General features: G+C 75.5%; 21 protein-coding genes. 19 read left to right on the top strand and 2 right to left on the bottom strand.

Going from position 1 to position 24,678, the window contains the following annotated elements; all coding sequences use genetic code 11:
• Positions 1–42: 42 nt before the first annotated feature.
• The 13 genes from cobN to cobC all read left to right on the top strand — a co-directional run bounded on the left by cobN (position 43) and on the right by cobC (position 16,773).
• Positions 43–3,747 (top strand): cobaltochelatase subunit CobN, encoded by a 3,705-nt coding sequence (cobN, locus tag QC029_RS15625; RefSeq protein ID WP_279556285.1) that lies wholly within the window; start codon positions 43–45, stop codon positions 3,745–3,747.
• The gene (locus QC029_RS15630) at positions 3,744–5,807 is read left to right on the top strand and encodes a putative cobaltochelatase (protein WP_279556264.1); all 2,064 of its coding nucleotides are present in this window, start codon (positions 3,744–3,746) and stop codon (positions 5,805–5,807) included. The genes cobN and QC029_RS15630 overlap by 4 nt, the downstream gene beginning before the upstream one ends.
• Positions 5,807–6,412, top strand: coding sequence for a cob(I)yrinic acid a,c-diamide adenosyltransferase (cobO, locus tag QC029_RS15635; RefSeq protein ID WP_279556265.1), 606 nt, complete (start codon positions 5,807–5,809; stop codon positions 6,410–6,412). Before QC029_RS15630 ends, cobO begins: the two co-directional genes overlap by 1 nt.
• A 31-nt stretch (positions 6,413–6,443) precedes the next feature.
• On the top strand, positions 6,444–7,835 hold the full coding sequence (locus QC029_RS15640) for a cobyrinate a,c-diamide synthase (RefSeq protein ID WP_279556266.1): 1,392 nt from the start codon (positions 6,444–6,446) through the stop codon (positions 7,833–7,835).
• Entirely contained in the window at positions 7,832–8,611 is a 780-nt protein-coding gene (cobI, locus tag QC029_RS15645) for a precorrin-2 C(20)-methyltransferase (RefSeq protein ID WP_279556267.1), read from the top strand. The genes QC029_RS15640 and cobI overlap by 4 nt, the downstream gene beginning before the upstream one ends.
• 95 nt (positions 8,612–8,706) lie before the next feature.
• On the top strand, positions 8,707–9,555 hold the full coding sequence (cobM, locus tag QC029_RS15650; protein ID WP_279556286.1) for a precorrin-4 C(11)-methyltransferase: 849 nt from the start codon (positions 8,707–8,709) through the stop codon (positions 9,553–9,555).
• Positions 9,548–10,723 carry a cobalt-precorrin-5B (C(1))-methyltransferase gene (locus tag QC029_RS15655; RefSeq protein WP_279556268.1) on the top strand — a complete coding sequence of 392 codons (1,176 nt, stop codon included), beginning with the start codon at positions 9,548–9,550 and terminating at the stop codon, positions 10,721–10,723. The genes cobM and QC029_RS15655 overlap by 8 nt, the downstream gene beginning before the upstream one ends.
• Complete coding sequence (gene cbiE, locus QC029_RS15660) at positions 10,720–11,997, top strand: precorrin-6y C5,15-methyltransferase (decarboxylating) subunit CbiE (RefSeq protein ID WP_336621592.1); 1,278 nt, start codon at positions 10,720–10,722, stop codon at positions 11,995–11,997. Before QC029_RS15655 ends, cbiE begins: the two co-directional genes overlap by 4 nt.
• Before the next feature lie 23 nt (positions 11,998–12,020).
• The gene (gene cobJ, locus QC029_RS15665) at positions 12,021–13,811 is read left to right on the top strand and encodes a precorrin-3B C(17)-methyltransferase (protein ID WP_279556288.1); all 1,791 of its coding nucleotides are present in this window, start codon (positions 12,021–12,023) and stop codon (positions 13,809–13,811) included.
• The gene (locus tag QC029_RS15670) at positions 13,808–14,107 is read left to right on the top strand and encodes a DUF362 domain-containing protein (RefSeq protein WP_279556269.1); all 300 of its coding nucleotides are present in this window, start codon (positions 13,808–13,810) and stop codon (positions 14,105–14,107) included. Before cobJ ends, QC029_RS15670 begins: the two co-directional genes overlap by 4 nt.
• Positions 14,104–14,760, top strand: coding sequence for a precorrin-8X methylmutase (locus tag QC029_RS15675; protein WP_279556270.1), 657 nt, complete (start codon positions 14,104–14,106; stop codon positions 14,758–14,760). Before QC029_RS15670 ends, QC029_RS15675 begins: the two co-directional genes overlap by 4 nt.
• The gene (locus tag QC029_RS15680) at positions 14,757–15,674 is read left to right on the top strand and encodes a sirohydrochlorin chelatase (protein WP_279556271.1); all 918 of its coding nucleotides are present in this window, start codon (positions 14,757–14,759) and stop codon (positions 15,672–15,674) included. The genes QC029_RS15675 and QC029_RS15680 overlap by 4 nt, the downstream gene beginning before the upstream one ends.
• Positions 15,658–16,773, top strand: a complete 1,116-nt coding sequence (gene cobC, locus QC029_RS15685) for an Rv2231c family pyridoxal phosphate-dependent protein CobC (protein ID WP_279556272.1) — start codon at positions 15,658–15,660, stop codon at positions 16,771–16,773. Before QC029_RS15680 ends, cobC begins: the two co-directional genes overlap by 17 nt.
• A gap of 64 nt (positions 16,774–16,837) precedes the next feature.
• On the opposite strand, the gene QC029_RS15690 is transcribed toward cobC, so the two are convergent.
• Positions 16,838–17,980 (bottom strand): SCO1860 family LAETG-anchored protein, encoded by a 1,143-nt coding sequence (locus tag QC029_RS15690; RefSeq protein WP_279556273.1) that lies wholly within the window; start codon positions 17,978–17,980, stop codon positions 16,838–16,840.
• 227 nt (positions 17,981–18,207) lie between these two features.
• Positions 18,208–19,305, bottom strand: a complete 1,098-nt coding sequence (locus tag QC029_RS15695) for an amidohydrolase family protein (RefSeq protein WP_279556274.1) — start codon at positions 19,303–19,305, stop codon at positions 18,208–18,210.
• Between the two features lie 95 nt (positions 19,306–19,400).
• Between QC029_RS15695 and QC029_RS15700 the strand changes: the two genes are divergently transcribed.
• The 6 genes from QC029_RS15700 to thpD all read left to right on the top strand — a co-directional run bounded on the left by QC029_RS15700 (position 19,401) and on the right by thpD (position 24,579).
• Positions 19,401–19,961 carry a SigE family RNA polymerase sigma factor gene (locus QC029_RS15700; protein WP_279556275.1) on the top strand — a complete coding sequence of 187 codons (561 nt, stop codon included), beginning with the start codon at positions 19,401–19,403 and terminating at the stop codon, positions 19,959–19,961.
• Positions 19,958–20,776, top strand: coding sequence for a hypothetical protein (locus QC029_RS15705; protein ID WP_279556276.1), 819 nt, complete (start codon positions 19,958–19,960; stop codon positions 20,774–20,776). Before QC029_RS15700 ends, QC029_RS15705 begins: the two co-directional genes overlap by 4 nt.
• 358 nt (positions 20,777–21,134) lie before the next feature.
• The gene (gene ectA / locus QC029_RS15710; protein WP_279556277.1) at positions 21,135–21,665 is read left to right on the top strand and encodes a diaminobutyrate acetyltransferase; all 531 of its coding nucleotides are present in this window, start codon (positions 21,135–21,137) and stop codon (positions 21,663–21,665) included.
• A gap of 72 nt (positions 21,666–21,737) precedes the next feature.
• Positions 21,738–23,006 carry a diaminobutyrate--2-oxoglutarate transaminase gene (gene ectB / locus QC029_RS15715; RefSeq protein ID WP_279556278.1) on the top strand — a complete coding sequence of 423 codons (1,269 nt, stop codon included), beginning with the start codon at positions 21,738–21,740 and terminating at the stop codon, positions 23,004–23,006.
• A gap of 131 nt (positions 23,007–23,137) precedes the next feature.
• Positions 23,138–23,542: an ectoine synthase gene (locus tag QC029_RS15720; RefSeq protein ID WP_279556279.1), complete on the top strand. Its 405-nt coding sequence runs from the start codon at positions 23,138–23,140 to the stop codon at positions 23,540–23,542.
• Between the two features lie 137 nt (positions 23,543–23,679).
• On the top strand, positions 23,680–24,579 hold the full coding sequence (thpD, locus tag QC029_RS15725; protein ID WP_279556280.1) for an ectoine hydroxylase: 900 nt from the start codon (positions 23,680–23,682) through the stop codon (positions 24,577–24,579).
• Positions 24,580–24,678 lie beyond the last annotated feature (99 nt).

The raw sequence follows: 24,678 nt of genomic DNA on the forward strand, positions 1-24,678 counted from the left end.
GAGACGGCCGACGCGAAGGACGTACGAACCGATGGGGGCTCGATGAGCACGGTACTGCTGCTGTCCACCGCCGACACCGACCTGCTGGCGGCCCGCGCCTCCGGCGCCCCGTACCGCATCGCCAACCCGGCGCGCGTCGACGTCGCCGGGGAGCTGCCCGGTCTGGTGGAGGGCGCGGACATCGCCGTCGTACGCCTGCTGGGCGGCAGACGCGCCTGGGAGGACGGGCTGGCGGCGCTGAGGGCCACCGGGATCCCGACGGTGCTGCTGGGCGGCGAGTCCGTCCCTGACGCGGAGCTGATGGCCGAGTCCACCGTCCCGGCGGGCGTGGTCGCCGAGGCGCTGAGGTACCTGGTGGCGGGCGGACCGGGCAACCTGGTGGAGCTGGCGCGCTTCCTGTCCGACACCGTGCTGCTGACCGGCCACGGCTTCGCCGAGCCGCGCCCGATGCCCGAGTACGGCGTGCGCGGCTCCCGTGCGCACGACCCGTCCCGTCCGACGGTGGGCGTGCTGTTCTACCGGGCCCACGAGCTGGCGGGGAACACCGCCTTCGTGGACACGCTGTGCGACGCGGTCGAGGAGTGCGGCGCCAACGCCCTGCCCGTGTACTGCGGTTCGCTCCGGGGCGCCGATCCGGGCCTGTACGAGCTGCTGGGCCGCGCCGACGCGCTGGTCGCCACCGTGCTCGCGGCGGGCGGCGCCCACGCGGCGGACGCGAGCGCGGGCGGCGACGACGAGACGTGGGACGTCGGCGCGCTGGCCGATCTGGACGTCCCCGTGGTCCAGGGCCTGTGCCTGACCGGCTCCCGCGCGGCGTGGGACGCCTCGGACGCGGCCCTGTCCCCGATGGACGCGGCGATGCAGGTGGCCATCCCCGAGTTCGACGGGCGGCTGATCACCGTGCCCTTCTCCTTCAAGGAGGACGGCCCCGACGGAGTGCCGGTCTACGTCGCCGACCCCGAGCGGGCCCGCCGCGTGGCCGGGATCGCGGTGCGGCACGCCGCCCTGCGGCACAGGCCGAACGCGGAGAAGCGGATCGCCCTGGTCTTCACCGCCTACCCCACCAAGCACTCCCGCGTCGGCAACGCCGTCGGCCTGGACACCCCCGCCTCGGCGGTGCGGCTGCTGCGGGCCCTGCGCGACGCCGGGTACGAGACCGGCGAACTCCCCGGGACCGGCGACGAACTGATCCACCGGCTGATCGCCGCGGGCGGCCACGACGTGGAGTGGCTGACCGAGGAGCAGCTCGCCGCCGCCCCGGCCCGGGTGCCGCTGGCCGACTACCGGCGGTGGTTCGCCGCGCTCGAGCCCGGACTGCGCGACGCCGTGCGCGAGCACTGGGGCGAGCCGCCGGGCTCGCTGTACGTGGACGGCGAGGGCGAGGACGCCGCGATCGTGCTGGCCTCGCTGCGGTTCGGCAACGTGGTGGTGATGATCCAGCCGCCGCGCGGCTTCGGCGAGAACCCCATCGCGATCTACCACGACCCCGACCTGCCGCCCTCCCACCACTACCTGGCGGCGTACCGCTGGCTGGACGCCGCGCGGTCCGAGGGGGGCTTCGGCGCCGACGCCGTGGTGCACATGGGCAAGCACGGCACGATGGAGTGGCTGCCGGGCAAGGGCCTGGGCCTGTCGGCCGGCTGCGCCCCGGACGCGGTGCTGGGCGACCTGCCGCTGGTCTACCCGTTCATCGTCAACGACCCCGGCGAGGGCACCCAGGCCAAGCGCCGCGGCCACGCCACGGTCGTCGACCACCTGGTGCCGCCGATGGCACGGGCCGACTCCTACGGCGACCTGGCCAAGCTGGAGCAGCTGCTGGACGAGTACGCGCTGGTGTCCGACCTCGACCCGGCCAAGGCGCCGGCGGTGCGCAGCCAGATCTGGACGCTGGTGCGGGCCGCCGAGCTCCACCACGACCTGCACGTGGAGGAGCAGCCGGACGAGGACGAGTTCGACGAGTTCGTCATGCACATCGACGGCTGGCTGTGCGAGATCAAGGACGTGCAGATCCGCGACGGCCTGCACGTGCTGGGCGGCGGCCCGGTGGGCGAGCCCCGCGTCAACCTGGTGCTGGCGGTGCTGCGTTCGGCCCAGGTGTGGGGCGGGGTCGGCGGCGCGCTGCCGGGGCTGCGGGCGGTGCTGGCCGAGCACGTGGGGCTGGTGGAGTCCGAGCTGCTGGCCGAGCCGGGCGCCCGCGTCGAGGTGCCGAAGGCGCTCACCGCGCTCGCCGACGGGCCGGCGCGCACCGCCTCCGACGCGGTGGACCTGCTGGAGCACCTGGCACGGCGGCTGGTGGAGTCGATGGAGGTCCGCGGCTGGGCTCGCGGGGCGGCCGGGGAGGTCGTCCGCGAGGTGCTGGACGCCGAACCGCCGGGCGCCGTGCGGATCCTGGAGTTCGCGGCGGACGAGGTCGTGCCCCGTCTGGAGCGCACGGCGGACGAGATCGGCAACGTGCTGCACGCGCTGGACGGCGGCTACGTCCCCGCCGGTCCCTCCGGCTCGCCCACGCGCGGCCTGGTCAACGTCCTGCCGACCGGGCGGAACTTCTACTCCGTGGACCCCAAGGCGATCCCCTCGCGCCTGTCGTGGGACGTGGGCTCCGCGCTGGCGGACTCGCTGCTGGCCCGGCACCTGGCCGACCAGGGCGCGTATCCGAAGTCGGTGGGCCTGACGGTGTGGGGCACCTCCTGCATGCGCACGCAGGGCGACGACATCGCGGAGATCCTGGCGCTGCTGGGCTGCCGCCCGGTGTGGGACGACGCCTCGCGGCGGGTGACGGGCTTCGAGATCGTGCCCCTGGCGGAGCTGGGGCGGCCGCGCATCGACGTCACCGTCCGCATCTCCGGCTTCTTCCGGGACGCCTTCCCGCACGTGGTGGCCCTGGTGGACGACGCGGTGCGGGCGGTGGCGGAGCTGGACGAGCCCGCCGAGTCCAACTACGTACGCGCCCACGCCGACGAGGACACCGCCGCCCACGGCGACCGGCGCAGGGCCACGGCGCGGATCTTCGGCTCCAAGCCGGGCGCGTACGGGGCCGGGCTGCTGCCGCTGATCGACGCCCGCAACTGGCGTTCGGACGCGGACCTGGCCGAGGTGTACGCGGTGTGGGGCGGCTACGCCTACGGGCGCGGGCTGGACGGCCGCCCCGCGCGCGGCGACATGGAGACGGCGTTCCGCCGCATCCAGGTGGCGGCGAAGAACGTCGACACGCGCGAGCACGACATCGCCGACGCCGACGACTACTTCCAGTACCACGGCGGCATGGTGGCGATGGTGCGGCACCTGACGGGCGGCTCGCCGCAGGCGTACGTCGGCGACTCCGCCGTCCCCGACCAGGTCAGGACCAGGACGCTGGGCGAGGAGACCCACCGCGTCTTCCGCGCGCGGGTGGTCAACCCCCGCTGGATGGCGGCGATGCGGCGGCACGGCTACAAGGGCGCCTTCGAGATGGCGGCGACCGTCGACTACCTCTTCGGCTACGACGCGACGGCCGGTGTCGTGGACGACTGGATGTACGAGCGGCTGGCGGCGGAGTACGTCTTCGACGGGACCAACCAGGAGTTCATGAGGCGCTCCAACCCGTGGGCGCTGCGCGGCATCACCGAGCGGCTGCTGGAGGCCGCCGACCGCGAGCTGTGGGCCGAGCCGGACCAGGCGACCCTGGACCGGCTCCGGGAGGTCTACCTCGATCTGGAGGGTGACCTCGAAGGCGGTCCCGAAGGCGACTCGGAGGGCAACGACGCATGAGCACCACCACCCCCTACCCGTTCACCGCGATCGTCGGGATGGACGACCTGCGGCTGGCGCTGCTGCTGAACGCGGTCTCACCGGCCGTCGGCGGCGTGCTGGTGCGCGGCGAGAAGGGCACGGCCAAGTCCACGGCCGTGCGGGCCCTGGCGGCGCTGATGCCGCCGGTCGCGGTCGTCCCCGGCTGCCGCTTCTCCTGCGACCCGCGCCGTCCCGACCCGGGGTGCCCGGACGGGCCGCACGAGACGGGGCCGGGCGCGCGGCGGCCCGCACGGATGGTGGAGCTGCCGGTCGGCGCGTCGGAGGACCGGCTCGTCGGGGCGCTGGACATCGAGCGGGCCCTGGCGGAGGGCGTGAAGGCCTTCGAGCCGGGGCTGCTGGCGGACGCGCACCGGGGCGTGCTCTACGTGGACGAGGTCAACCTCCTCCACGACCACCTGGTCGACCTGCTGCTGGACGCCGCCGCGATGGGCGCCTCGTACGTCGAGCGCGAGGGCGTCTCGGTGCGGCACGCCTCCCGCTTCCTGCTGGTCGGGACGATGAACCCCGAGGAGGGCGAGCTGCGCCCGCAGCTGCTGGACCGCTTCGGGCTGACCGTGGAGGTCGCCGCCTCCCGCGAGACCGGCGAGCGGATGGAGGTCGTCCGGCGGCGCCTGGCGTACGACGAGGACCCGGCGGCCTTCGCCGCCCGCTGGGCCGCGGAGGAGAGCGCGCTGCGGGAGCGGATCGCGGCGGCGCGGGCGCTGCTGCCGGACGTGCGGCTGGGCGACGCGGCGCTGCGGCAGATCGCCGCGACGTGCGCGGCCTTCGACGTGGACGGGATGCGGGCCGACATCGTGATGGCGCGCACCGCCACCGCGCTGGCGGCCTGGGCGGGACGCACCGACGTGGCGGCCGAGGACATCCGGCGGGCCGCGCTGCTGGCGCTGCCGCACCGCAGGCGCAGGAACCCCTTCGACGCGCCCGGCCTGGACGAGGAGAAGCTCGACGAGACGCTGCGGCAGAACGGCGGCGGGGACGACGACCCGGACCCGGACGGCCCGGACGGCGGTCCCGGCGGCGGTCCGGACGGCGGGGGGCAGCCGCCGGAGGGCGGGCCGGAGGAGGGCGGATCGGAGGAGCCGTCCCGGCCGTCCGTACCGGAGCAGTCCCGGGGCGGGCAGGACGCCGGGAAGAACGACGGGCAGGACGCCGGGCAGGGTCCCGGCCCCGGCGAGCAGACCCCCGCCCGCGCCGGCGAGCCGTTCCGCGCCCGCGCCCTGTCGGTGCCGGGCGTGGGCGAGGGCGCGGCGGGGCGGCGCTCGCGCGCCCGCACCACGCAGGGCCGCGTCACGGGCGCCCGCCGTCCCCGCGGCGTGCTGTCCCGGCTGCACCTGGCCGCGACCGTACGGGCGGCCGCCCCGCACCAGCGGGCGCGGGGGCGTTCCGGGCCGGGACTGGTGGTCCGCCGGGACGACCTGCGCGAGGCCGTGCGCGAGGGCAGGGAGTCCAACCTCGTGCTGTTCGTCGTGGACGCCTCCGGCTCGATGGCCGCGCGGCAGCGGATGGGCGCGGTCAAGGGGGCGGTGCTGTCGCTGCTGCTGGACGCCTACCAGCGCCGCGACAAGGTCGGTCTGGTCACCTTCCGCGGCTCGGGCGCCGAGGTGGCCCTGCCGCCCACCTCGTCGGTGGACGCCGCCGCCGCGCGGCTCGAGTCGCTTCCCACGGGGGGACGCACCCCGCTGGCCGCCGGGCTGCTGAAGGCCCGCGACGTGCTGCGGGTCGAGCGGCTGCGCGACCCCTCGCGGCGTCCGCTGCTGGTCGCCGTCACCGACGGCCGGGCCACGGGCGGCCCCGAGCCGGTCGTGCGGGCGCGGCAGGCGGCCCGCCTGCTGGCGGCCGACGGCACGGCGTCGGTGGTCGTCGACTGCGAGTCCGGGCCGGTGCGGCTGGGCCTGGCGGGCGCGCTCGCCGCCGGGCTGGGCGGCCCGGCGGTGACGCTGGGGGAGCTGCGCGCCGACACCGTCACCGGACTCGTCCGTTCCCTGCAGACCCCGCACGACCACAGGAGGGCCGCGTAGTGCCGAAGGGACAGCCGAGCGTCGTACCCGACGACGGACTCACCACGCGTCAGCGCCGCAACCGACCGCTGCTGGCGGTCCACACCGGCATCGGCAAGGGCAAGTCGACGGCCGCCTTCGGGCTGGCGCTGCGCGCCTGGAACCAGGGCTGGCCGATCGGGGTGTTCCAGTTCGTGAAGTCCGCCAAGTGGCGGGTGGGCGAGGAGCGGGCGCTGCGCGTGCTGGGCGCGAGCGGCGAGGGCGGCACCGTCGCCTGGCACAAGATGGGCGAGGGCTGGTCGTGGATCCAGCGGGACGCCCGGGACGCCCTCTCCTCCGAGGAGGCGGCGCGCGAGGGCTGGGAGCAGGTCAAGCGCGATCTGGCGGCCGAGACGTACCGGCTGTACGTGCTGGACGAGTTCGCCTACCCGATGCACTGGGGCTGGGTGGACACCGACGAGGTGGTCGAGGTCCTGCGGACCCGTCCCGGCGTCCAGCACGTGGTGATCACCGGGCGGAACGCGCCGCGGGCACTGGTCGACGCCGCCGACCTGGTGACGGAGATGACCAAGGTCAAGCACCCCATGGACGCCGGCCAGAAGGGCCAGCGGGGCATCGAGTGGTGAACCGAGCGGTGAACCGAGCGGTGACAGCCCCATGAGGACGACCCTTCCCCGGCTGGTCGTGGCCGCGCCCTCCTCGGGCAGCGGCAAGACCACCGTGGCCACCGGCCTGATGGCCGCCTTCGCGGCGGCCGGGCTGGACGTCTCCCCGCACAAGGTGGGCCCGGACTACATCGACCCGGGCTACCACGCGCTGGCCACCGGCCGCCCCGGCCGCAACCTCGACGCGTACCTGTGCGGCCCGGAGCGCGTCGCGCCGCTGTTCCTGCACGGGGCGGCCGGCGCGGACGTGGCCGTGGTCGAGGGCGTGATGGGGCTGTACGACGGCGCGGCCGGCCGCGGCGAGCTGGGCTCCACCGCGCAGGTGGCGAAGCTGCTGCGGGCGCCGGTGGTGCTGGTGGTGGACGCCTCCTCGCAGTCGCGCTCGGTGGCGGCGCTGGTGCACGGCTTCGCGTCCTGGGACCCGGAGGTCCGCGTCGCGGGGGTGATCCTCAACAAGGTGGCCTCCGACCGCCACGAGGAGCTGCTGCGCGAGGCGCTGGACGCCTCGGGCGTGCCGGTGCTGGGAGCGCTGCGCCGTGTGCCGCAGGTGCGCACCCCCTCGCGCCACCTGGGTCTGGTCCCGGTGGCCGAGCGGCGGGCGGAGGCGGCCGAGGCGCTGGCGGAGCTGGCGGAGCGGGTGCGCTCCGGCTGCGATCTGCGGGCGCTGCTCGCCCTGGCGCACTCCGCGCCGCCGCTGTCCCAGGAGCCGTGGGCGCCCCCGGTTTCCGCGGACCCGCCGCGCGGGCGTCCGGTGGTGGCCGTCGCGGGCGGGGCCGCGTTCACCTTCTCCTACGCCGAGCACGCCGAGCTGCTGCGGGCGGCGGGCGCGGAGGTGGCCGTCTTCGACCCGCTGCGGGACACCGCGCTGCCGCCGGGCACGGCCGGACTGGTCATGGGCGGCGGCTTCCCGGAGGTGTACGCGCCGGAGCTGTCGGCGAACGAGCCGCTGCGCCGGGCCGTCGCGGAGCTGGCCGCCTCGGGGGCGCCGGTCGCCGCCGAGTGCGCCGGACTGCTCTACCTGGCCGGGGAGCTGGACGGCGCGCCGATGTGCGGGGTGCTGGACGCCGCCGCCCGGATGACCGAGCGGCTCACCCTCGGCTACCGCGAGGCGGTGGCGGTCGGCGACAGCGTCCTGGCCCCCGCCGGGACGCGGGTGCGCGGCCACGAGTTCCACCGCACGGCGGTGGATCCGCCGGCCGGGGAGCCGGGAGCCGGCTCCGCGCCGGCGTGGGGGCTGACCTGGGGCGCCTCCCGGCCCGAACGCCGGGTCGAGGGTTTCGTGAAGGACAACGTGCATGCCTCGTACCTGCATGTGCACTGGGCCGCTGAGCCGTCCGTGGCTCAGCGCTTCGTCGGGAGATGTGTCGAGAGGTGTGCGGCATGAGCGGTAACGGCGGTGAGCCGCGGGAAGCGGACGGGCCGCGCCTGATCGGCGTCGGGGTCGGCCCCGGCGACCCCGATCTGGTGACGGTCAAGGGCGTGAAGGCGCTGCGCTCGGCGAGCGCGGTGGTCGTGCCCGTGATGGAGGACAGCGGCACGGGCCGGGCCGAGGCCACCGTGCTGCACTACGTGTCGCGCGAGCGGATCGTCCGGGTGGTCTTCGCGCTCAACGAGCGCAGCGACCGGGCCCGCCGGGAGGCGGCGTGGGACGCGGCGGGCGAACGCGTCGCCGCGCTGCTGCGCACGCACGGCACGGTGGCCTTCGCCACCATCGGCGACCCGAACGTCTACTCCACCTTCACCTACCTCGCCCAGACCGTCGGCGACCTGGTGCCGGAGGCGGCCGTGGAGACCGTGCCGGGCATCACCGCGATGCAGGACCTGGCCGCGCGCTGCGGCGCGGTGCTCACCGAGGGGACCGAGCCGCTGACGCTGGTGCCGGTGACGGCCGGGGACGCGGTGCTCCGGCAGGCCCTGGAGGGGCCGGGCACGGTGGTGGCCTACAAGTTCGGCCGGCGGGCGCGCGAGGTCGCCGCCGCGCTGCGCGCCACGGGCCGCACCGAGGGCGCGGTGTGGGGATCGGCGCTGGGGCTGCCGCAGGAGTCGATCCGCCCGGCGGCCGACCTGGAGGCCGAACTCGCCTCCGGGGACGCCGCACTCCCCTATCTGTCCACGCTCATCGCACCCGCCCGCCGCGAGGGCCGAGGAGGCAAACTGTGACCGCCGAGACCACCGCCGGAAGCACCGTCGAGACCACCGCCGGAACCGCTGCCGGGACCGCTGCCGGAAGCACCGCCGGAACCGCCGCCGGCAAGGTGACCATCGTGGGCGCCGGGCCCGGGGCCGCCGATCTGCTCACCTTCCGCGCGGCCCGCGCCATCGCCGAGGCCGACGTCGTGATCTGGGCGGCCAGCCTGGTGCGCGAGGAGGTCCTCGACCACGCCCGCGAGGACGCGGAGATCCTGGACTCGGCGTCGATGTCCCTGGAGGACGTCGTCGCCGTCTACGAGCGCGCGGCCCGCGAGGGCCTGAAGGTGGCGCGCGTCCACTCCGGCGACCCGGCCCTGTGGGGCGGCACCCAGGAGCAGGTGGACCGCTGCGCGGAGCTGGGCGTCGAGGTGGAGATCGTCCCCGGGGTCTCGTCGTTCTCGGCGGTGGCGGCCATCGCGGGGCGGGAGCTGACGATTCCCGAGGTCGCCCAGTCGGTGATCCTCACCCGGCTCGGCGGCGGCAAGACGCCGATGCCGCCCGGCGAGGAGGTGCGGGAGTTCGCCCGGCACGGCACCACCATGGCGGTCTTCCTCTCGGCCGCCCGCTCGGGGCAGCTGGCGGTGGAGCTGCTGGAGGGCGGCTACCCGACCGACACCCCGGTGGTGATCGCCCACCAGGCGACCTGGCCGGAGGAGCTGGTGCTGCGCTGCACGGTGGGCACGCTGGAGGAGACCGTCAAGGAGCACCGGCTGTGGAAGCACACGCTGTTCCTGGTCGGCCCCGCGCTGTCCGCCTCCGGCACGCGCTCGCACCTGTACCACCCGGGGCACTTCCACGGCCACCGACGGGCGCGGCCGGAGGCCCGGCGGGCGCTGCGCGCGGCCCGGGAGGCCGGGGGTCAGACCGGGCAGCGGGCCGCGGACCGGGTGGCGCGGGGAGCCGACCGTGGATGAGGGCCCGGAGCGCGGGCCCTCCCGGGGGCCGGAGCTGCGGGAGCCGGACCTGCCACGTACCGCCAAGCAGCGGCCCAGGGCGCTGCGCACCGGCTGGACGACCGGCACCTGCGCCTCGGCGGCGGCCCGCGCCGCCGCGCTGCACCTGGTCACGGGCGAGCCCCAGCCGTGGGTGGAGGTCGCGCTGCCGTCGGGGCGGCGGGTGACCTTCGCGGTGGAGCGCTCGGCCGAGCTGCGGCCGGGCCGCACCGAGGCGGTGGTGGTCAAGGACGCGGGCGACGACCCGGACGTCACCCACGGCTCGCACCTGACCGCCACGGTGAGCTGGCGGGAGGAGCCGGGCATCGAACTGCACGGCGGGGTCGGCGTCGGCGTCGTCACCCGGCCGGGGCTCGGTCTGGAGGTGGGCGGCCCGGCCATCAACCCGGTGCCCCGCGCCATGATCAGCCGGGCGGTGGGCGAGGTCGTCGACGTGGCGGCGCGCGGCGTGGACGTCACCATCAGCGTGCCCGACGGCGAGAGGCGCGCCCGCAAGACCACCAACGCCCGGCTCGGCATCCTCGGCGGCATCTCCATCCTGGGGACGACCGGGATCGTCCGGCCGTTCTCGACGGCCTCGTGGCGGGCGAGCGTGGAGCAGGCGGTGTCGGTGGCCGCCGCGCAGGGCGCCCCGGCCGTGGTGCTGTGCACCGGCGGCCGCACCGAGAAGGGCGCCATGGCGCTGCTGCCCCGGCTCCCCGAGGTGTGCTTCATCGAGGTGGGCGACTTCACGGGGGCCGCGCTGCGGCGGGCCGTGGAGCACGGCGTGGGCCGGGTGGTGTTCGTCGGCATGGTGGGGAAGCTGACCAAGCTGGCCTCCGGGGTGCTGATGACCCACTACACGCGGTCGAAGGTGGACACCGCCGTCCTGGCCGACATCACCCGCGCGGTGGGCGGCACGGACGCGCTGGCGGCCGAGGTGGCCGCGGCGAACACCGCCCGCCACGCGTACGAGCTGTGGGACGCGGCGGGGCTGCTGCAGACGGCCGGACTGGAGCTGTGCCACCGGGTGGTGGACGTGCTGGAGCGCTTCACCGACCGCCGGATCACGGCGGAGGCGGCCATGGTGGACTTCACCGGCCGCACGGTGGTCGCCCTCCGCTCCGACGGCGAGGGGCTGCTGCCGTGATCACGGTCGTGGGTACGGGCACGGGTGCGGGTACGGCTGCGGACACGGCCGGGGAGACGGCGGCCCCCGGGGCCGGCGGGCTGTCCTGGCAGGGGGTCCGGCTGGCCGTGGGCGCCCGCCGCCACCTGGACGCGGCCGGCCCCCCGCCCGGCGTGCGGCGCGTGGTCCTGGGCCCGCTCGCCCCGGCGCTGGACGCCGTCGAGCGCGAGCTGTCCGGGGGCGGGGGCCGGGTGGTCGTGCTCGCCTCCGGCGACCCCGGGTTCTTCGGGATCGTCCGGTCGCTCGCCGAACGCTTCGGCGCCCGTGCCCTGGACGTACGCCCCTCCGTGCCCTCCGTCGCCGTGGCCTTCGCCCGCGCCGGGCTGCCGTGGGACGACGCGGCCGTGGTCAGCGCGCACGGACGCGATCCGCGCACCGCCGTCAACGTCTGCCGCGCGCATCCCAAGACCGCCGTGCTCACCGGGCCCGGCGCGGGGCCCGCCGAGCTGGGCGCCGCCCTGGCCGCCGCCGGGCTGCCGCGCACCCTGGTGGTGGCGAGCGCGCTGGGCACGGCGGGCGAGCGCGTCGAGCGCCTCTCCCCCGCCGGGGCCGCCGCCCGCACCTGGCCGGACGAGGTCAGCGTGGTGCTGTGCCTGGACGAGTCCCGCGCCCTGGCGCCCTCCCCCCGCGCGCTCGCCGGGCCGCCGCGCCCGCCCGCCGGATGGGCGCTGCCGGAGGACGCCTTCGCCCACCGCGACTCGATGATCACCAAGTACGAGGTGCGGGCCCTGGCCCTGGCCCGGCTCGGGCCGCGCGCGGGCGATCTGGTCTGGGACGTCGGCGCGGGCTCCGGCTCGGTCGCGGTGGAGTGCGCGCGCCTGGGCGCGGCGGCGATCGCCGTGGAGCGCACCGCCGACGGCGCCGAACGCTGCCGCGCCAACGCCGCCGCCCACGGCGTGGACGTCCAGACCGTGCACGGCGCCGCGCCCGGGGCTCTCGCCGGACTGCCCGACCCCGACGCCGTGTTCGTCGGCGGCGGAGGGCGGGAGCTGGAGGAGATCGTGTCGCTCTGCGCCCGCCGCGCCCGCCGCGCCGTCGTCGTCACGCTCGCCGCGCTGGACCGCGTGCCCGCCGTACGGGCCGCGCTCGGCGCCGCCGGACTCGCCCCCGACGGCGTGCTGCTGCAGTCCTCCCGGCTGGCCCCCCTCCCCGGCGAGGTGGTACGGCTCGCCGCCGGCAACCCCGTCTTCATCCTGTGGGGCACCCGCCCCGGCACCGAAGGAGCACCCTCGTGAACGCCCCGAACGGCCCGACCGGTGTGACCGGTCTCGTCTCCGCCACCGCCGCGGGGCGGCGCGCCCGCGACCGGCTGGCGGCCGCCTGGCCGCGGTCCACCCGCGTCTACGACACCGGCGACGGCGGCACCGTCCGCGAGGCGGTCGCCCGCGCCTTCGCCGAGTGCGACCAGCTCGTCTGCTTCCTGGCCACCGGCGCGACCGTACGGCTGGTCGCCCCGCTCCTGGGCGAGAAGGCGAGCGATCCCGGCGTGGTGTGCGTGGACGAGGCCCAGCAGTACGCCGTGGCACTGCTGGGCGGCCACGCGGGCGGCGCGAACGAGCTGGCGCACGCGGTGGCCGAGGTCCTGCCCGGCTGCCGTCCGGTCGTCACCACCGCCACCGACGCCGCCGGCGTCCCCGGTCTGGACACCCTCGGCCTGCCCGTCGAGGGCGCCGTCGCGGCGGTGTCGCGGGCGATCCTCGACGGCGAGCCCGTCCGTCTGGTGCGGCATTCCGTCCTCCCCCTTCCGGCACTGCCGCACAACGTGACCGAGACCACCGGCAACGCCGCGCAGAGCGACGGCGCGGTCGGCGGCGCGGTCGACGGCGGGGCCGGCGGCGCAGACGCGGGCGGCGGGTACGCCCTGCTGGTCACCGACCGTGCCGTGGCCCCCGGCGACCGCACCGCCGTGCTGCGTCCCCCGACCCTCGTCGTCGGGGTCGGCGCCAGCCGGGGCGCCCCCGCCGACGAGGTCGCCGGGCTGGTCGGGCAGGCCCTCTCCGACGCCGGGCTGTCGCCGCTGTGCGTCACCGAGCTGGCCACCGTCGAGGCCAAGGCCGGCGAGCCCGGCATCGTGGAGGCGGCCCGGCGCCTGGGCGTGCCGCTGCGGACGTACTCCGCCGACGACCTGGCCGCCGTCCCCGTGCCCCACCCCTCCGACGCGCCGCTGGCCGCCGTGGGCACCCCGAGCGTGGCGGAGGCCGCCGCGCTGCTCGCCTGCGGCGAGGGCGCCGAACTGGTCGTCCCCAAGCGGAAGTCGGCCCCCGAGGGGCGCGCGGCGATGGCGACCTGCGCCGTGGCGCGGCGGCGTCCGCGCGGACGGCTGGCCGTCGTCGGGCTCGGACCCGGCGCCCGCGACCTGCTCACCCCGCGCGCCCGTGACGAACTGCGCCGCGCCTCCGTGGTCGTCGGACTCGACCAGTACGTGGACCAGATCCGCGACCTGCTGCGCCCGGGCACCCGCGTGCTGGAGTCGGGGCTCGGCGCGGAGGAGGAGCGCGCCCGCACCGCCGTGGCCGAGGCCCGCTCGGGTCGCGCGGTGGCGCTGATCGGCAGCGGCGACGCGGGGGTGTACGCCATGGCCTCGCCCGCCCTGGCCGAGGCGTCCTCGGACATCGACGTGGTGGGCGTCCCCGGGGTCACCGCCGCGCTGGCCGCCGCCGCGCTGCTGGGCGCGCCGCTGGGCCACGACCACGTCTCGATCAGCCTGTCGGACCTGCACACCCCCTGGGAGGTGATCGAGCGCCGGGTGCGCGCGGCGGCCGAGTCCGACCTGGTGGTGACGTTCTACAACCCGCGCAGCCGGGGCCGCGACTGGCAGCTGCCCAAGGCGCTCGCCCTGCTGGCGCAGCACCGTGCCCCGCGCACCCCGGTCGGCGTGGTGCGCAACGCCTCGCGCCCCGGCGAGCGCGTCACCGTGACCACGCTCGGCGGGCTCGATCCGGAGACGGTCGACATGATGACGGTGGTGACCGTCGGCAACACCGCCACCCGCACCGTCGCCGGGCGCATGGTCACCCCGCGCGGCTACCGCTGGCAGGAGGGCTCGTGACGCCCCCGCCCCCGCCTCCGGCGCTCGCGCCCGTGACCGTCACCGCGCGCTGCGCGGGCTGCGGCGCCTGCCTGCTGACCTGCCCGGTCCACGCGATCCGCCCGCTGGGCGGCACGCTGCTGGTGCGGGCCGAGCTGTGCACCGGCTGCCTGGAGTGCGTCGAGGTGTGCCCGGTCGACGCCGTCGAGGAGACCTCCGCCGCGGTCCCCGCCGTGCCGGCCACCATTCCGGCCACCGCGCCGGCCGCCGAGAACTCCGCAGACACCGCCGTGGAACCCCCCGAGGAGAGGCCGTGACGCCCCCGACACCCCGTACCGTCCACCCCATCGAGGAGGAGTCGTACCGCATCCTGCGTTCGCGGCTGGACACCTCCCACCTCCCGCCGCTGACGCGGGCCGTGGTGGAGCGGGTGATCCACTCCAGCGCGGACCTGGCGTACGCCGACGACCTGGTCACCGACGAGGGCGCGCTGCGCTCCGCGCACGCCGCCCTGCACGCCGGCGCGCCGGTCGTGGCGGACGTCGAGATGGTCGCCGCCGGGATCACCCGCCGCGAGACGGTGTGCCGGCTCGCCGACGCCTGCGCCGGTCCCGGTCTGACCCGCTCCGCGCACGCGGTACGGCTGGCCTACGAGCAGGTCGGGCCGGGTGCGGTGTGGGTGGTCGGCTGCGCGCCCACCGCCCTGTTCGAACTGCTCGCCCTGGACGCGGAGCCCGCCCTGGTCATCGGTCTGCCCGTCGGCTTCGTCGGAGCGGCCGAGAGCAAGGCGGCGCTGCGCGCCAGCGGCCTGCCGGCCGTCAGCAACGTCTCGGAGAAGGGCGGCAGCGCGGTGGCCGCCGCCGCCCTCAACGCCCTTCTGTACGCCCCCGCCACCGCGGCACGACCCGCCGGCGCCATCCCCGGCGCCGCTCCCGGCACCACCCCCAGCACCACCAAGGAGACCCAGTGACCACCCCGCCCGCCCTGCTCCTCGTCGGCCATGGCACCCGTGACGACGCCGGTGCCGAGGCGTTCCGCTCCTTCGTGCGCGACCTCGGCGAGCGGCGGCCCGACCTCCCCGTCGCGGGAGGGTTCATCGAACTGTCCCCGCCGCCGCTCGCCGACGCCGTCGCCGAACTGACCGGCCGGGGCGTGCGGAGCTTCGCCGCCGTCCCGCTGATGCTGGTCTCGGCCGGACACGCCAAGGGCGACATCCCGGCCGCCCTGGCCCGCGAGGAGCGGCGCCATCCGGGCACCTCCTACGCCTACGGCCGCCCGCTCGGCCCGCACCCGGCGCTGCTGAACGTGCTGGAGCGCCGGGTGGACGAGGCGCTGCGCGGGGCGCGCGGCGAGGCCGACCGCGCCGGCACCACGGTGCTGCTGGTCGGCCGCGGCTCCACCGACCCGGACGCCAACGCCGAGGTGCACAAGGCGGCCCGGCTGCTGTGGGAGGGGCGCGGCTACGCGGGCGTGGAGACGGCGTTCGTCTCGCTCGCCGCCCCCGACGTCCCCTCCGGTCTGGAACGCTGCCGGATGCTGGGCGCCCGCCGGATCGTGGTGCTGCCGTACTTCCTGTTCACCGGCATCCTGCCGGACCGGGTGCGGATGCAGACCCGGGGCTGGGCCGCGGCGCACCCGGAGACCGAGGTGCTCTCCGCCGATGTCATAGGCCCCACCGACGAGTTGGCGGAGCTGGTCTGGGAGCGGTACGCGGAGGCCGTCGAGGGCGATCTGCGGATGAACTGCGACTCGTGCGTCTACCGCGTCGCGCTGCCCGGCTTCGAGGACAAGGTGGGCATGCCGCAGCGGCCGCACCACCACCCGGACGACGACGGGCACGGGCACCACCATCACCACAACGGCGGCCATGCCCACGCTCACTGAGCCCGTGGAGCCGTCCCGGCCCCCGGGGACCGCGCACGACCTGCGCCACCACGGCGACGCGGAGGTGCGGGACGCGGACGCGGACCTGGTGGACCTCGCCGTCAACGTCCGCGCCGGCACGCCCCCCGCGTGGCTGAAGGAGCGGATCGCCGCCTCGCTCGACTCGCTGGCCGCCTACCCCGACGGGCGGGCGGCGCGGCGGGCGGTGGCGGCACGGCACGGGCTGCCGGAGGAGTGCGTCCTGCTGACGGCGGGCGCGGCGGAGGCGTTCGTCCTGCTCGCCCGGGCCCTGCCCCCGCCCGGGGCGGACACCTGGCGCGCGGGCGGCCCGGTCGTGGTGCACCCGCAGTTCACCGAGCCGGAGGCCGCCCTGCTCGACGCGGGCCACCGGGTGGAGCGGGTCGTCCTGGAGGAGCGGGACGGCTTCCGGCTCGACCCCGCCCGCGTCCCCGCCGGTGCCGGCGCGGTGGTCGTCGGCAACCCGACCAACCCCACGTCCGTGCTCCACCCCGCCTCCGCGCTGGCGGAGCTGGCGCGGCCGGGCCGGACACTGGTGGTGGACGAGGCGTTCATCGACGCGGTGCCGGGCGAACGCGAGTCCCTGGCCGGCCTCGTCACCGGACTGCCGGGCCGCACCGTGGTGCTGCGCAGCCTCACCAAGACCTGGGGGCTGGCGGGGCTGCGCGTCGGCTACCTGCTCTCCGACCCGGAGACCGTCGCCGGGCTGGCACGGCACCAGCCGCTGTGGCCGGTCTCCTCCCCGGCGCTCACCGCGGCCGAGGCGTGCTGCTCCCCGGACGCGCTGGCCGAGGCCGAGCGGGCGGCGCAGCGGACCGCCGCCGACCGGGCCCATCTGCTCGGCCGGCTCGCGGACTTCGCCGAGCTGCGGCAGGCGACACCGGATCCCCGGGCGCCCTTCGTCCTGGTACGGCACCCGGAGGCGGCGGCGCTGCGGGAGCGGCTGCGCGCGGAGGGCATCGCGGTGCGCCGCGGGGACACCTTCCCCGGGCTGGACGCCCGGTGGCTGCGGCTGGCCGTACGGGACCGGGCGACGACGGACCGCCTGGTGCGGGCGCTGGCCGGGCTCGGGGTGCGCTGACGCGCGGAGCGGCGGCGGGCCCCCTCGGGGGTCCCGCCGCCGCTCGCCCCGGCCGGACCGGACGTCAGGCGTCGGCCGCCCCGGAGGCGCGGCGGCGGCGCAGCATCACGAGCGCGCCGCCCGCGGCGACGAGTGCCAGGGCGCCGCCGGCGATGTACGGGGTGGCCGAGCTGCCGCCCGTCTCGGCGAGGCTGCCGGTGGGCTTCTCGCCCGACGGCTCCGAACCGGTCTGCGGCCGCGGCTCGTTCCCCTTGCCGTCGGTGGAACCGGCCGAACCCGTCGAACCCGTCGAACCGGCCGAACCCGTCGAGCTGCCGTCACCGCCGGTGGAGCCCTCGGTGGAGCCGCCGCTGGCGGCACCGCTCGACCCGCTCGACCCGCCGTTCCCGCCGGTGGACCCGGCGGATCCGCTCGACCCGCTCGACCCGCCGTCACCGCCGGTGGACCCGCTCGACCCGCCATCGCCGCCGGTGGACCCGGTGGACCCGCCGTTCCCGCCGGTGGACCCGCCGCCCTCGCCCCCGGGTGTCTCGCAGGCGGCCTCCACCAGCGTCACCCGGCCCTCGACCCCGGCCACGCCGAGGTCGGCCGGGTCGACCGCGACGTCCAGCCTCAGCGCGGTGGCGGCGGCCGTACGGGAGGTGGTCACGGCCTCGGCCAGCTTCAGCTCGACCGTGCCGACGCCCTCCACCCGGACCGAGGTGGTGCCGTCGGCCTTCACCGCGACCCTCTTGCCGAGCACCGTGACGGTGCCGGGGATCTCCGACTCGGCGACCGGCCGGGCGCCGGCCTCGCAGACGGCGCGGGAGGTGACCGCGTCGACCTTGATCAGGGACAGCAGCGGCAGCCCCGGCACGTGCACCCTGGCCCTGAGCAGGTTGGAGTAGCCCTCGGCCCGGTCCTCGCCGGCCGTCGCCCGCGCGGTGGCCGCGTCCGCGCGCAGCAGGGCGATCGGCCTGCCGCGCTCGGCCCCCTCGACCCTGACCCTGACGGTCGCCGCGGCCTTCTCGGTGTCCTCCGGCGCCCGCACCGCGTTGAGCTCGGCGTTCACCGGCACGCCGGCGCCTCCCTCGAGCAGGGAGACGTCCAGGTTCGCCCGGAGCACGGCCGCGCTCGCCGAGCCCTCGTCGCCGGCGGCGTCCGCGGGCGCTGCGGTGGCCCCCACCAGGGCGGCGGCGGCGAGCAGGCCGTAGACAGACTTGTTCACAGGTGAAACCCCCACGAATTGCATGACGTCACCGGCGGCCAATGGGGGACATCGCTCACACCGGTGACTGAGACCACGCCATTGTTGACCCACGTAGCGCGAAAGAGCGGATACGCAGGGTTAGTTCACCCGAAAGAGTCATACCGGTCGCAGTTTTCGATTAGCGGATCGTGGGTATCACTTCGCACCTCCACCGGCCGGTCGCGCGGCCCGCCCCACCGCGCGGCTCACCGCACGACACGCCCCCTGAGCATCACCGCGCGCGGCGCCGCCAGCACCCGTACGTCGGCCCGCGGGTCGGCCTCGTACACCACCAGATCCGCCTCGGCGCCCTCCTCCAGCCCCGGGCGCCCCAGCCAGGCACGGGCCGCCCAGGCGGTCGCCGACAGGGCGTCGACCGGCGGGATGCCCGCCGCCACCAGTTCCGCGACCTCGTCGGCCACCAGCCCGTGGGGGAGCGAGCCGCCCGCGTCCGTGCCGACGAAGACCGGGATGCCCGCGTCGTACGCCGCCCGCACGGTGTCGTAGCGCCGCTCGTGGAGGCGCCGCATGTGATCGGCCCAGCGCGGGAACTTCTTCTCGCCGCCCTCGGCGAGCCGGGGGAAGGTCGCGATGTTGACCAGGGTGGGGACGATGGCGACGCCCCGCTCGGCGAAGAGCGGAATGGTCTCCTCGGTCAGGCCGGTGGCGTGCTCGACGCAGTCGATCCCGGCCTCCACCAGGTCGCGCAGCGAGTCCTCGGCGAAGCAGTGGGCGGTGACCCGCGCGCCCTCCTCGTGGGCGGCGGCGATGGCGGCCTCGACGGCGCCGCGCGGCCAGCAGGCGGTCAGGTCGCCCTGCTCGCGGTCTATCCAGTCGCCGACGAGCTTGACCCAGCCGTCGCCGCGCCGCGCCTCGCGCCGCACGTAGGCCGCCAGGTCACCGGGCTCGATCTCGTGGGCGTAGTTGCGGATGTAGCGCCTGGTGCGGGCGATGTGGCGGCCGGCGCGGATGATGCGCGGCAGGTCCTCGCGGTCGTCGATCCAGCGGGTGTCCGCCGCGGAGCCGGCGTCCCGGATGAGCAGCGTCCCGGCGTCGCGGTCGGTGACGGCCTGCTTCTCGCTGGTGGCGTCGTCGACGGCGCCGTGGGCGTCGAGTCCGACATGGCAGTGGGCGTCCACCAGGCCGGGCAGCACCCAGCCCTCGACGGTGGTGGTCTCCAGCGGTCCGGTGGGCCGCTCGTAGGTGATCCGCCCGTCCACGACCCACAGTTCGTCCCGGACGTCGTCGGGGTCCGGCCCGGTCAGGACCCGCCCCCTGATGTGGAAGTTCCCGCGCTCGCTCATATGCCGCACTGTACGAGTCCCCTGCTACGCTCACGCAGCCACAGGGGGTCGTGGTACGTCACTTCACAGGATCCGACGAGCCCTGAGGAGGCCGCGTGGACGCCCCCACCGAAGAGTTCCACGCCTTCTTCGACCGGTACTACGCCGACCTGTCCCGCTTCGCCTACCTCCTGCTGGGGGACTCCGAGGGGGCCGACGACCTCGCCGCCGACGCGCTCGTCGCGGTGTGGCGCCGGTGGGAGAGCGTGCGCGCCGGCGGGTGCCCGCTCACGTACGCGCGGGGCGTGGTGGCCGGCATGGCGCGCACCCGGCTGCGCAGCCTGATGCGCGAGCGCCGCCGGATCGCCCTGTTCTGGTCGCACCGGCCCGACCGCGTCGACGACCCGGACGTCTCCGCGGTGCTGGACGTGCGCGACGCGCTCGCCCGGCTGCCGCTGCGCAAGCGGGCGTGCGTCGTGCTGCGGCACGCCTTCGACCTGTCGGAGAAGGAGACCGCCCGGACCCTGGGCATCTCGGTCGGCACCGTCAAGAGCCAGACCTCGCGCGGCATCGCCGAGCTGGAGCGGATGCTGGCGCCGGCCCGTGCGGGGTCCGACCGCGCGTACGGGACCGTACGGGCGCTGCGCGCCGGGCCGGCGGGACGGAGCGGCTGGTGAGCGACCGCCCCGATGTGACCGCGCGGCTCAGGGCCGCCGCCGACGGGCACCGGCCGGACCGGGCCCGCATGTGGGCCCGGACGGCCGCGCGCATCGCGGCCGGACCCGAGGAGGGGGCGCGCGGCACCCGGCCGCGCCCCGCCCGGGCCTGGCTCCGGGTGGCCGGGGCGGCGGGCGGGCTGACGGCGGTCCTCGCCGCGGGGGGCCTGGCGGCCGACTGGGCGGCGGGCGGCGGCGGGGCGCCGTGGGAGGTGCGGACGCCGGCGGGTCCCGCGGCCCCCGGCGGCGCGCCGCCGCCCGCGCCCTCCGCCACACCTTCCACCACAGCCCCCGCCACGCCCCCCGCCGCCCCGTCCGGCGACGGCGGGGCGGCGGGACGGCCGCGGGACGGCCACCTGCGCTCCGAGGCGGTGCTGGGCCCCGGCGACAACGCGTACTGGGCGCAGAGCGGGGTCGTCCTGCACAGCGGCGAACCGCTGGCCTCCCTCACCGTGGAGCTGCGCGTCGCGCTGACCGGAGGCGTACGGCACACGGGCTCCTGGTGCACCCTGCCGGCGGACGCCTTCGAGGTGAGCGCGCGCGAGGAGGGCGGTGCGCTGGTGTACCGCTGGGTACTGCGCGAGGGCCGCACGGTGCCGCCGGGAGAGCACCGGTTCGCCGGCCAGTACGACCACGCGGAGGGCCCCCGGGACGCGGGGCGCGACTCCTACACCGCCCGCGGCACCGGGCCGGGCGGCCCGGTGGAGGTGCGCGGAGGCTTCGCCGAGTTGCCGGAACAATCTTACGATCGGGTTTCGCCGAGATATCTTCCATGAATCGAAGATGAATTTACGGGCACTTGTTCAGAGTAGAATCCCGCTATCCTCATTCCCACTCGCAGCGCCCTTAAACGCCAAGATTTGATATCGGCGAACCGTGTATTTCGGACACGCTCCGCGCCTGTTATGGATCTGTGACGGACTCAACATCGCTTCCTCTTTGCCCGGAAAATACGGGTCAAAACGGGCGAATCACCTCGCTGTTCGTGCGCGTGCGCACCTACGCGCGATAACACAGACACCGCGTCCACGTAACCCCCTTCCTCGATGTGATTTGAGTTCGCTCTGGGTAAATTGGATTTGCATGACCGCCGCACAAGCAGACCATGCAGGTGCCCACAGAAAGACCATTGAAATGCCGGAGGGACTGAAGCTCGACGCGCCCCGCGTGGAGGACGGCGCCGCGATCTGGCGGATCGCACGCGACTCCCGGGTACTCGACCTCAACTCCTCCTACAGCTACCTCCTGTGGTGCCGCGACTTCGCCGCCACCTCCGTGGTGGCGCGCGACGGCGACGGTGAGCCGGTCGGCTTCATCACCGGCTACACCCGGCCGCAGCACCCGCGGACCCTGGTCGTCTGGCAGGTCGCCGTCGACCACGGACAGCGCGGACGCGGCCTCGCCGCGGCGATGCTCGACGGGCTGACCACCCGTGTCGCCGAGGAGCTGGGCATCGACGGGATCGAGACGACGATCACCCCTGACAACACCGCCTCCAACCGACTGTTCACCTCCTACGCGGACCGCCACGGCGCGCCGGTCCGGCGCGACGTCCTCTTCGACGGCGCGGTGTTCCCGGAGGACGGGCACGAGCCCGAGGTGCTGTACCGGATCGGGCCCGTCCCCGCCCTGGCCGCCGCCTCGGCCGCCGCCCCGGGCCGCTGACCACCGGCGCGGCGCACGCCGGCGCCCCCGGACCTCCCACTCCTCTCGCAACCCATCTCCCAGGAGATCGCTGTGACCATCACCCAGCCCGACCTGAGCATCTTCCAGACCCTGGAATCGGAGGTGCGCAGCTACTGCCGTGGCTGGCCCACCGTCTTCGACCGGGCGCGCGGCAGCTACATGTACGACGAGGACGGCCACACCTTCCTCGACTTCTTCGCCGGCGCCGGGTCACTGAACTACGGCCACAACAACCCGGTCCTCAAACGCGCCCTGCTGGACTACCTGGAGCGCGACGGCGTCACGCACGGCCTGGACATGTCAACCACCGCCAAGCGGGCCTTCCTGGAGACCTTCCAGGAGGTGATCCTGCGCCCGCGCGGCCTGGACCACAAGGTGATGTTCCCCGGCCCGACCGGCACCAACGCCGTGGAGTCCGCGCTGAAGCTGGCCCGCAAGGTCAAGGGGCGGGAGTCGATCGTCTCCTTCACCAACGCCTTCCACGGCATGTCGCTGGGCTCGCTGGCGGTGACCGGCAACGCCTTCAAGCGCGCCGGCGCGGGCGTCCCGCTGGTGCACGGCACCCCGATGCCCTTCGACAACTACCTCGACGGCAAGGTCGAGGACTTCCTGTGGTTCGAGCGCCTGCTCCAGGACTCCGGCTCCGGTCTGAACCGGCCGGCCGCCGTGATCGTCGAGACCGTGCAGGGCGAGGGCGGCATCAACGTGGCCCGGCCCGAGTGGCTGCGCGCCCTGGCCGACCTGTGCAAGCGCCAGGACATGCTGCTGATCGTCGACGACATCCAGATGGGCTGCGGCCGTACGGGTGCTTTCTTCTCCTTCGAGGAGGCGGGGATCACCCCCGACATCATCACCGTCTCCAAGTCCATCAGCGGCTACGGCCTGCCGATGGCGCTGACCCTGTTCCGGCCCGAGCTGGACATCTGGGAGCCGGGCGAGCACAACGGCACCTTCCGCGGCAACAACCCCGCCTTCGTCACCGCGGCCGCCGCGCTGGGTACGTACTGGACCGACGGGCAGATGGAGAAGCAGACGCTGGCCCGCGGCGAGCAGGTGGAGTCCGCCCTGCGCGCCATCGCCGCCGAGCACCGTGAGGAGGTGGCCGACGTCCGCGGCCGCGGCCTGGTGTGGGGCCTGGAGTTCCACGACAAGTCGCGCGCGGGCTCCGTGGCGTCCCGGGCCTTCGAACTCGGACTGCTGATCGAGACCTCCGGCCCCGAGAGCGAGGTCGTCAAGCTGCTCCCGGCGCTGACGATCTCCCCCGAGGAGCTGGACGAGGGCCTGCGCATCCTGGCCCGCGCGGTCCGCGAGACCGCCTGACACACGCGGCACCGCACGGCCCCGGCGCCGCCCGGCGCCGGGGCCGTCCGGCCGCCGCGCGCACCACCCGAATGGCCCATCCCGCGCCGTTTTCCGCGGATGGGCCTCCGACAGGAAGGCACCACAGCACCGTGATCGTCCGATCGCTGCAGGAAATCGAGGACACCGACCGCCACGTCAGGTCCGCCTCCGGCACCTGGGAGAGCAAGCGGATCGTGCTGGCGAAGGAGCGCGTGGGCTTCTCGCTGCACGAGACCGTGCTCTACGCCGGCACGGAGACCTCGATGTGGTACGCCAACCACGTGGAGGCCGTCCTCTGCGTGGAGGGCGAGGCCGAGCTCACCAACGACGAGACCGGCGAGAAGCACTGGATCTCCCCCGGCACCATGTACTTGCTGGACGGACACGAGAAGCACACACTTCGTCCCAAGACGGACTTCCGTTGCGTCTGCGTCTTCAACCCGCCGGTCACCGGCCGCGAGGACCACGACGAGAACGGCGTCTACCCCCTGCTCACCGAACCGGACGAGAGCTGACGTCCGGCACCGGCCGGTCCGGACGGGCCGGTGCCGGACGTCGGCCGAGACCACACGGGAGGCCCTGGCGAGAGAACCCGCAGCGAAGCGGCCACACGCGGGAACAGGGCCGCACGATGAGGAGAGGAAGGCAGAACATGACCACCGCACCCGAACGCACCGCAGACCTCTACCCGACCCGGGGGGCCACCGAGGTGATCACCCCGCGGCAGGACCCGGTGGTGTGGTCCGCGCCCGGCGCCCCGGGCCCGATCGAGGCCGCGGACCTCGAGGCCTACGACCGGGACGGCTTCCTGGCGATCGAGCAGCTCATCGGCCCCGATGAGGTGGAGGTCTACAACCGGGAGCTGAACCGGCTGATCTCGGACCCGCTGATCCGCGCGGACGAACGTTCGATCGTGGAGCCGAAGTCGCAGGAGATCCGCTCCGTCTTCGAGGTCCACAAGATCAGCGAGGTCTTCGCCGGCCTGGTGCGTGACCCGCGGGTGGTGGGCCGCGCGCGGCAGATACTGGGCTCGGACGTGTACGTCCACCAGAGCCGGATCAACGTCAAGCCGGGCTTCGGGGCCTCGGGGTTCTACTGGCACTCCGACTTCGAGACCTGGCACGCCGAGGACGGCCTGCCCAACATGCGGACGGTCTCCGTCTCGATCGCCCTGACCGAGAACTTCGAGACCAACGGCGCCCTGATGATCATGCCGGGTTCGCACAGGACGTTCCTCGGCTGCGCGGGCGCCACCCCGAAGGACAACTACAAGAAGTCCCTGCAGATGCAGGACGCGGGCACGCCGTCCGACGAGGCGCTGACCAGGCTGGCCTCCGACCACGGCATCCGGCTGTTCACCGGCAGGCCGGGCTCGGCGACCTGGTTCGACTGCAACTGCATGCACGGTTCCGGGGACAACATCACCCCGTACCCGCGGAGCAACGTCTTCATCGTCTTCAACAGCGTGGAGAACACCGCGGTGGAGCCGTTCGCGGCGCCCGTGCGGCGCCCGGAGTTCATCGGCGCGCGGGACTTCACCCCGGTGAGGTGATCCGCCCGCCGCGTACCGCGACCGCCGGGCCGCCCGACGCGGCCCGGCGGGCACCGGACGGACGGGGCGGGACCGCCGCGGCGGTCCCGCCCCGTCGCG

This window comes from Streptomyces sp. DH37, from assembly GCF_029813835.1.
In the GTDB taxonomy this organism is placed as follows: domain Bacteria; phylum Actinomycetota; class Actinomycetes; order Streptomycetales; family Streptomycetaceae; genus Streptomyces.

Coding starts and splice junctions, on each gene's coding strand:
- QC029_RS15630 (WP_279556264.1), top strand. CDS start 3,744: ATGAGCACCACCACCCCCTACCCGTTCACCGCGATCGTCGGGATGGAC.
- QC029_RS15695 (WP_279556274.1), bottom strand. CDS start 19,305: ATGAGCGAGCGCGGGAACTTCCACATCAGGGGGCGGGTCCTGACCGGG.
- cobI (WP_279556267.1), top strand. CDS start 7,832: ATGAGCGGTAACGGCGGTGAGCCGCGGGAAGCGGACGGGCCGCGCCTG.
- thpD (WP_279556280.1), top strand. CDS start 23,680: ATGACCACCGCACCCGAACGCACCGCAGACCTCTACCCGACCCGGGGG.
- cobN (WP_279556285.1), top strand. CDS start 43: ATGAGCACGGTACTGCTGCTGTCCACCGCCGACACCGACCTGCTGGCG.
- cobC (WP_279556272.1), top strand. CDS start 15,658: ATGCCCACGCTCACTGAGCCCGTGGAGCCGTCCCGGCCCCCGGGGACC.
- ectA (WP_279556277.1), top strand. CDS start 21,135: ATGCCGGAGGGACTGAAGCTCGACGCGCCCCGCGTGGAGGACGGCGCC.
- QC029_RS15640 (WP_279556266.1), top strand. CDS start 6,444: ATGAGGACGACCCTTCCCCGGCTGGTCGTGGCCGCGCCCTCCTCGGGC.